The 7,080-nt window shown below is 47.8% G+C and carries 9 protein-coding genes; all 9 read left to right on the forward strand.

The annotated features are described in order from the left end of the window. Nucleotides 1-188: 188 nt before the first annotated feature. Entirely contained in the window at nucleotides 189-1,331 is a 1,143-nt protein-coding gene (locus tag BTO32_RS06220; RefSeq protein ID WP_076723754.1) for a DUF4238 domain-containing protein, read from the forward strand. Nucleotides 1,332-1,372: 41 nt separating this feature from the next. After that, entirely contained in the window at nucleotides 1,373-2,020 is a 648-nt protein-coding gene (locus BTO32_RS17895; RefSeq protein ID WP_076723755.1) for a hypothetical protein, read from the forward strand. 94 nt (nucleotides 2,021-2,114) lie between these two features. Then, nucleotides 2,115-2,453: a hypothetical protein gene (locus BTO32_RS06230; protein ID WP_076723756.1), complete on the forward strand. Its 339-nt coding sequence runs from the start codon at nucleotides 2,115-2,117 to the stop codon at nucleotides 2,451-2,453. Nucleotides 2,454-2,572: 119 nt separating this feature from the next. Then, nucleotides 2,573-3,052 (forward strand): hypothetical protein, encoded by a 480-nt coding sequence (locus tag BTO32_RS06235; RefSeq protein WP_076723757.1) that lies wholly within the window; start codon nucleotides 2,573-2,575, stop codon nucleotides 3,050-3,052. Between the two features lie 93 nt (nucleotides 3,053-3,145). Further along, nucleotides 3,146-3,691, forward strand: coding sequence for a hypothetical protein (locus tag BTO32_RS06240; RefSeq protein WP_076723758.1), 546 nt, complete (start codon nucleotides 3,146-3,148; stop codon nucleotides 3,689-3,691). 407 nt (nucleotides 3,692-4,098) lie between these two features. Beyond that, nucleotides 4,099-4,518, forward strand: coding sequence for a GNAT family acetyltransferase (locus BTO32_RS06245; RefSeq protein ID WP_076723759.1), 420 nt, complete (start codon nucleotides 4,099-4,101; stop codon nucleotides 4,516-4,518). 86 nt (nucleotides 4,519-4,604) lie between these two features. Beyond that, nucleotides 4,605-5,231 (forward strand): DJ-1/PfpI family protein, encoded by a 627-nt coding sequence (locus BTO32_RS06250; protein ID WP_076723760.1) that lies wholly within the window; start codon nucleotides 4,605-4,607, stop codon nucleotides 5,229-5,231. A gap of 90 nt (nucleotides 5,232-5,321) precedes the next feature. Beyond that, complete coding sequence (locus BTO32_RS06255) at nucleotides 5,322-5,606, forward strand: hypothetical protein (protein ID WP_076723761.1); 285 nt, start codon at nucleotides 5,322-5,324, stop codon at nucleotides 5,604-5,606. A 618-nt stretch (nucleotides 5,607-6,224) separates the two neighbouring features. Beyond that, nucleotides 6,225-6,557, forward strand: a complete 333-nt coding sequence (locus BTO32_RS06265) for a DUF7709 family protein (RefSeq protein ID WP_076723763.1) — start codon at nucleotides 6,225-6,227, stop codon at nucleotides 6,555-6,557. The last annotated feature ends 523 nt before the right edge of the window (nucleotides 6,558-7,080 follow it).

The raw sequence follows: 7,080 nt of genomic DNA on the forward strand, positions 1-7,080 counted from the left end.
CGGAAATCAAAGATGTCAAATGATTCCATGGAAAGGATCTCAGTAGTGGGCTAAGCTGTTGTTTTGCAAATTCTTGGACAGCACGCATGAAGACTCAGAGGCTGCAATAATGAAGCGGTCAAATTTCTGCAATCGCGTAGCGGTCTGTCTAACTGCTGTTAAAGCTCCTGCTACGCAAGGAAAGTGCATTGGCAAATCAAATAACAATAAATCAACATTATGTCCCCCAGTTTTTGTTGGGAGGTTTTGACTCGATTGAGGCTGAGAAACCAAAAGTACATATTTTTGATGTAGAAAGGAACGCTGTTCGCAAAAACCAAGCGGTTAAAGAAGTCTTTTCTCAAAACTACTTCTACGACAGAAATAATGAAATTGAGAATTTTTTGTCATCAAACATCGAAGGTCCTGCATCAGAAATAATAAACAGGATCAGGTGTAATGATTTCAGTATGCTAGGCAAGGGCGGGACAGAGCTAATTAAATTCATGTGTTGCCAAAATGCCAGAACTGTTGAGGGCAGAGAGGATGCCTTAAACTTTATAAACGCTCACTTTCATCAAATAGTCTCAGATTTAAACAGACTTAACGATTTGGGAATAAATGACCCGGAAGGCTTTAAGATAAGACCGTCAGATAAAGACTCAATGCGCTATTTTAATGCTGAGCAAGCCTTAAGTGGAGTCATCGATTCGAAAGGAATGGAGGATCTTGAGTTCCATGTTTTGATAAACAAAACCAATGAAGAGTTTATTATTTCAGATCATGCGATAGCCCGGTATAACTGGTTTTATCGTGATCTTAATGATCCGCGTATTGGAAGCATGCTAGCCAAAGGCGTTCAATTATTCCTCCCACTTTCAGATAAGATTTGCCTTTGTGCATATGACGCGAAAGTGTATAAGTATGGGAGTAAATCTTCTAACGTTTCTGAGTTGCATTTTGAGAGCGATGTCTTTTGGATGAATCAGTTGCAAATGAGAAACGCTCGTTCCTTCATAGCTTTTAAGTCAATATTTATGGAAAGTAATTTGAAGAAACTGCGAGCAGAGTTTTACGGGAAGAAGGTTTACTCTAGAAAAAGCGTTCACTTAGGACAAGAAGATATTGGAGAGAAAAGGCTAAAGACGAAACATATGGTGTATACAGAGCAGGTAAAGCTAAGAGACAAGCCTACGTTCTTTAAGGTTCTAAAAAAGTCAAGAAAGTCAGCCCTATATTTTGAAGAGCGTGATCCTGATGTATCGAGGGCTTTAATGATGCTGAAAGAAAAGATGCGGGAAGACAGGACTGCCAATCAAGCTTTAACAAGTCAAAGCACTCGGACGCAATAAAGCTGCGCCGGTGTTTGAAGCGTTAAACGTAAGGGAGCAAAATGGATCTAGCTACGATCACAGCCTCTGGATTGCTGGCGCTACTGATAAACGTGATCGGGGCATTCTGGATCAAAGAGCGGCTTCGGCAGTCTATTAAGTATGAATATGATCAAGATCTAGCCAAACTGAAAAGTCATCTAGATTTCGAGCTGGATAAGAAGAAACGTCTCTATGAAGGGAAGCTGGCTCAGTATAAGAAATACTTTGCCCTTATGGATTCTTATTCGCTGGAGCAGCGGCGCGCGTTGATGGACGGTTTTCAGGAGGGAATCTTCAAGATTTTGGAAAACCCCTCGACCGAGAACACGATCGAATACATCAAAAAGACTCTTAGCCTCCAGAATGATATTTCAGATAAGTTTTTGATGTTCAAAAACGAAATGAATGGTCTTCGGCTAGAAGCCGGAGAGCCGCTGCTTGAGTTGATTGAATCCTACGTCTCCGCTCTCGAAAAAGTACAGGAGAGAACGGTATCGTTCCTGAACTGGATGAACCAGAGCGCGACGACCTTTTTAGCCCAGCCAGATGCTGCGCAACAAAAGGTTCAAGAATTCATGCAAGAAGAGGCTTCAGGGGAGGCTCAAGAATTGATTGGTCTTCAGGAGCAAATCTTCAGGGAGATGCGGCGTGAGTTGGGCATCGTTTAACCAGTCAATTAAGTTCGTTCCCGGCCTGGCGGCCGTCCACCGGACGTCCCTATCGGGCCGCCGCTTATCTCAGCGTTAAATTTGGAAGAGTCGCATGGTTACCATTTCTCGCATACAGGCCGGTCATTATTCAGTCTCAGATGGGCGCAGCATTGTTAAGCAAGGATCTGGTTGGTATATCTTAACCGGCGAAGGGAAACATGACTTTGGTCCCGTTACGACTTTAGCGTCAGCCAAAGAGTATGTAAGGAGCGGCTCTGTCCATGTAGGGCAACATAATCCTGCGTCGCGGTATGGCAGGAAGCAAGGTAGAAAAGAGTACAACGCCTATCTTGCGTCAGAAGCAAAACAGGGAAATTATGCGCCCTTGATTCTGACAGTATTGGCTATGGCTGTTGTTGCCTTTTTAATAGAGCTAGCTAGACAGAGCTAGAAGAATTTAACAAGGCCAGGCACGGCGACGTCTACTACATTGCGGCTTCGCCTCCATTCCGTAGCCGCGCATGCTGGCTGGCGTTATGCGAAAGTAACGAGCTCGATTGGGAGAATCGTATGACCTACGAAATAAGCTTAGCTACTGTGCTGTTAGTGATAGCAATACTGGTTTTAGGCTTCATAGTTTTGTTTGTCGGGCTCAGGATTTCACGGGCGATAGAGAAATCGGAGGCTAGAATCAGAGTAGTGAATTACCCGGAATTCGGATGGGTGTTTTCTGACTCTAAAGAGAAATTTAAATATTACGTAGATCAAAATCAGTTTCTTGCTAGAAGTGAAGAAGGTAGAAATCTACTTCTGGAATTTTATAAGTCAGAGCTTGAGATATTGGAATTCATTGATGGGCTAGGCGATCTTGCAGAGCAGTCAGAATCTTACGCTCAGTTCTTAAATTTTGCTTCTGAAAAAATCCAGAGAACTACTCCCGATACTATGTCTGAAACTCGCTGGGAAAAAGTTAAAAAGCTACTTCCAGGTATGGCCAAGAAAGTATTTGATAAAGCTAACGATGTCGTTAAAAGCACGTTTGGGGCATAACAAAGCCAGTCACTGCGACGGCTGCTTCATTGCGGCTGTGCCTACATTACGCAACCGCGCGTGCTGAAAGGCGTTATGCATTAGGAGGATGCCATGGAAATGCCCGAGAAGAATATGGTGAACGCTGGAATTGTTTTTATGTTCACGGCATGGCTTCAGGGGCAAATGTCAGACTTGGTGATTTTCAAGAATAATCCAGGTCTGCTTCCTGAATTCATAGCCAATCCAAGTCGTGTTCCGAACGAGTTCCACCAAATTAGAGTTACCTATTGGGAAAAGCAGTTTGGTCCTGTGAAAAATGAGTTTAAGGAGGCCTTTTCAGACATTCTTACCGATGATGAGAAAAAGGATATTGAAGAGCTCTATCACCTCAGGAACATGATCGCCCATGCTCACGTTTCGATTGGCAGGGACTATATGCTTTATAGACCTTTCGGCGGGGAGCGCAGAGAGCAAAAATTAATTGATGATCTCCAGCTTACACCTATCGACGACCAATCGGATCCTATGATTTTAAAAATTGAGCTTTGGAGAGATGATAGATTCCAAAATGCCTCAGACCTAATCGAACGCATCGAGCAGGTTACCTTTAAAAAGGTAGCGGAAAGCATTGGCGTTCCACATAGCAGGATTCGGTAGTTTGGCATAACAAGTACGTCAACGGGATTGGTTTTCCGCTGGCGCTCCAAACCAACCCGTTACGTTGGCGTTATGTGGCTTTCTGATCTGTGGTGCCTAGAATGAAAGTTTGGGAGCAATAGAGACCCAAAGGAGGCAACCATGGCTAAAGGTGGTAGCGGTACAAAGGGTGGTGGGCGAGGCCCATCTAGTCATCCGGGACCGGGCGGTAACTGGCCTAGCACCACAGGCAATCCATCCGGAGGTGGACGGGGTAACGGTCCATCAAAAGGCAAGTAAGTGCATTTTGGGCGAGTCACTGACGAAAGCCTTTGGTGGCTCGCCTACATAACAAGTGGCTGTTGCCGGACGCACCTACGCTGGCGCTCCGGTACGCCGCAAAGCCAAGGCGTTAAGCGGAAAATCAGATGGAAGTAAGACCGTTCAGAGAAAGTGATAGGGGCCAAGTTATCGAGCTGTGGAAGGCCTGTGGCCTTACTCGCCCTTGGAATGATCCCGACAAAGATATAACTCGGAAAATTGCAATGCAGCCCGAGCTATTCTTCGTCGGCGAGGCGGAAGACAAAGTAATCGCCTCTGCCATGGCGGGCTACGACGGGCATCGCGGTTCTATCTACTATTTGGCCGTATCACCACCGTGCCAAGGCCGCGGGTTTGGAAAGGCGCTTATGCATAAAGCCGAAGCCGCCCTCTTGGCAATGGGCTGCCCGAAGCTCAATATCGTCGTTCGCAGTACTAATGAAGCAGTTTTAGCCTTCTATGGCCGACTTGGCTACGCAGCTGACGATGTTGTCAGCATCGGTAAGAGATTGATATTAGATGCTTAACAAACGGCAGCACGGCGAGCGCTTTTTCGCAGCTTTGCTGCTACAAAGCGCCGCGTGTGCCGGGCGTTAGTTGCACAAGGAGAGGCATGAAATTCGGAATTTTGGTTTTTGAGGGAGTCGAGGAACTTGATTTCGTGGGCCCATGGGAAATTCTAAAGGTCTGGTCGAAGGTCGCTGACGGTCCTGAAGATTGCTTCATCATTGCGGAATCCGAATCCCCCATAACTTGTGCCCGAGGTTTATCGATCAACCCGCATATTTCTTTTGAGGACAGCCCAAAGCTAGATTTCCTGCTGGTGCCGGGAGGCCGGGGAACGCGAAAAGAGGTCGAAAACCGTTCCCTTTTAGAGTTCGTCGAAAGGCAAGCGAAGCATTGTCAGGCAATTTTATCCGTATGCACTGGTGCTTTCATCCTACACGCCGCTGGCTTGTTATCAGGAAAAAACGCAACGACCCATTGGGCATCGCTCGAAAGGCTGAGAGCTTTAGGGGATGTAAAGGTTGTAGAAAAGCGTTTCGTTGAGGATGGTTCAATATGGACGTCCGCGGGTATCTCTGCTGGCATCGACCTTATGCTTGCGTTTATAGCTAGGACTTCCGGAGAGGGCGCGGCTGGTGAAGTGCAGTTCAGCGCAGAATATTACCCTGACTCAACTCATTACGGGGAACTCGAGGGCCGACCGAATGCTCCGGGTTACCTCAAACAAAACTAACAAAGCCAATCACGGCGACGCCTACTACATTGCGGCTTCGCCTCCATTTCGTAGCCGCGCATGTTGGCGGCGTTAAATTCGAGGGAGTCTATGCAAGACACTGGTTCGGGATTCGTCAGCACGCTGGAGTCGCTTGCTCAGACTTTTGTTGTTGCTTCAGTGTTGTGGATGCTTTTTCTGATTGTGGCTTGGCCCTTCATTACAGTATCGAGACTTGTTTTTTACGTAGCTTCCCTTGGAGCTATCAAGCCGACGTATCGACAATCCCTAGAGCATCAGGGGATCATTGGTTTGGCATTTCTCATTTTTGTGCCGCTTCTTTTCTATGTGCACGTCGTTTACGGGGCAAGGCTCTATGGCAATCAGTCCGGCTGAATTTAACCAGTCAATTAAATTCGTTCCGGCCTGCGGCCTCCACCGGACGTCCCTGTCGGGCCGCCGCTTATTTCAGCGTTATACAGAACCATCGGAGATCTGAATGTTTGGAGAAGTTGGCTTTTCGCCATGGGTAAATTGGGAGAGTAGAACCGAGGTCATTGGGAGAAAGCAGCCCGGAGTCTACTTTATCGCTCGCAGCAAAAAAGAGCCGGAGGACTTCCGGGTCAACAATGGCAGTATTATCTACATAGGTGAAACAACCAACCAAACACTTGGGGATCGCCTTAGGCAATTCAACACGTCAGCCTTTAACGTGAAGCCTGGACATTCAGGCGGCAACACCTTCAGAACAACGATGTCCCATGATACTGATGCATCTATGCTGTGGGTATCCGCTTGCCCTGTAGAGATGGGCGAGGTGTACACAGCAGCTTACATTAAGTATTTGGAACGTCGGCTCATTTGGGAATACGTGTGCACTTACGGGTGTCTTCCGCCGTGCAACACTCAGTGAGTTTTCGGTATAACAAATTGCTACACGCGGATAAATTACTCGCTGTGCTCCTAATTTACCGGTGAGCAAAGCGTTAGCCATTCAAAGGATCACGAGTTCAAATGTCAAATAGCAAACCTGAAAATACAGAGCAGCTTGGTGCAATTAACCAGAAGATCATCGCCCCCGGTGAAAACCTTCCTGCTGTGCGCCTTAAGGACGGAAGCACGGTTCAAACGGGCACAGTGGCGACGATGCTTCACAACGTCTCCCTTTACAACTCGGGCGCACGTGGTGACGTCGAGCGCGAGTTGGAACTCGCCGTTCCCACCCTCATCAAGGTCGGCCTATTTGAGCTCTTCTCTCCGGAAGAATGGATCAACGGCACGAATGCGGGCCGCCGCTACGTGGGGCAGAAGGCCAAGGAGTACTTGGCTCGTGAGAACAATGGCTAACCAGGTACTCCAGCCGACGTATTTGCCTCCGCTTCGCTGCGGCAAATACGCGGCTGAGTTCGGGCGTTGATGGCCAGGCCCTTGTGGGCTTTTGGCTGGTGCGGTGCAAAGGCCTTGGCATCACTTTCGCTGCAAAGTTCGCTCACTCTGATGATGGCCAAGGCCGGGAAATTCGCTTTGTGGTTTGGTTGCCACAATGGTTAGCGGTGGCGGTATTCAGGGCGTGCCCGAGTCGTGGGGCCGTCCGTCTCAAACGGTAATCGGGCAGGCAACTTTTGCGTTCTGGTTCCTTTCGCCATTCGTTGAGTTGGTGCAAGCTGTCCGGGAGAGGGCATGCGACCTTGGATGCCAGATCCAACCACGGTGGTGAACGGCAATTAACAAGGCGGTCAACCGGACGCTGGACTTCCCCCAGTTCAGTGGACACGCATCGATAACTCCGCAGTGGGAGAAAACCGATGCCGGAAATGATCACGGGCAAGAAAACCCAGCAGTACAGCACTGAGTTCAAAGTCAAAGCGGT

Origin of the sequence: Marinobacter lutaoensis, from assembly GCF_001981305.1 — a bacterium.
Classification (GTDB): Bacteria; Pseudomonadota; Gammaproteobacteria; order Pseudomonadales; family Oleiphilaceae; genus Marinobacter; species Marinobacter lutaoensis.

Excerpts from the sequence above, each read along its gene's own strand:
- BTO32_RS17895 (WP_076723755.1), top strand. The coding sequence starts at position 1,373 with ATGGATCTAGCTACGATCACAGCCTCTGGATTGCTGGCGCTACTGATA.
- BTO32_RS06230 (WP_076723756.1), top strand. The coding sequence starts at position 2,115 with ATGGTTACCATTTCTCGCATACAGGCCGGTCATTATTCAGTCTCAGAT.
- BTO32_RS06235 (WP_076723757.1), top strand. The coding sequence starts at position 2,573 with ATGACCTACGAAATAAGCTTAGCTACTGTGCTGTTAGTGATAGCAATA.
- BTO32_RS06240 (WP_076723758.1), top strand. The coding sequence starts at position 3,146 with ATGGAAATGCCCGAGAAGAATATGGTGAACGCTGGAATTGTTTTTATG.
- BTO32_RS06245 (WP_076723759.1), top strand. The coding sequence starts at position 4,099 with ATGGAAGTAAGACCGTTCAGAGAAAGTGATAGGGGCCAAGTTATCGAG.
- BTO32_RS06250 (WP_076723760.1), top strand. The coding sequence starts at position 4,605 with ATGAAATTCGGAATTTTGGTTTTTGAGGGAGTCGAGGAACTTGATTTC.
- BTO32_RS06255 (WP_076723761.1), top strand. The coding sequence starts at position 5,322 with ATGCAAGACACTGGTTCGGGATTCGTCAGCACGCTGGAGTCGCTTGCT.
- BTO32_RS06265 (WP_076723763.1), top strand. The coding sequence starts at position 6,225 with ATGTCAAATAGCAAACCTGAAAATACAGAGCAGCTTGGTGCAATTAAC.